We start from the raw sequence: 231 nt of genomic DNA, 5'->3' as shown, positions 1-231 counted from the left end.
GCGCGATGCTCAACGAAGAGGGCGGGGTGGTCGACGACCTGATCGTCTACCTGACCGAGCACGGCTACCGGGTGGTGGTCAATGCTTCCACCCGCGACAAGGACATCGCCTGGATGCAGGCGCAGGCCGCCGGCTTCAAGGTCGACCTGCAGGAACGCGGCGACCTGGCGATGCTCGCCATCCAGGGCCCCAACGCCCGCGTGCACAGCTCCGAACTGGTGTCCCCGGCAC

The 231-nt window shown here is 68.0% G+C and carries 1 pseudogene; it reads left to right on the top strand.

Features of this window, described 5'->3' with window-relative positions:
* Nucleotides 1–231: pseudogene (gene gcvT, locus ACLJNW_RS29020) on the top strand (glycine cleavage system aminomethyltransferase GcvT); the annotation flags it as partial.

This window comes from Salmonella sp. SAL4457 (assembly GCF_046548235.1).
Taxonomy (GTDB): Bacteria; Pseudomonadota; Gammaproteobacteria; order Enterobacterales; family Enterobacteriaceae; genus Salmonella; species Salmonella enterica.
The sequence above is the reverse complement of the archived record's forward strand: the minus strand, read 5'-3'. Positions and strand labels throughout refer to the sequence as shown.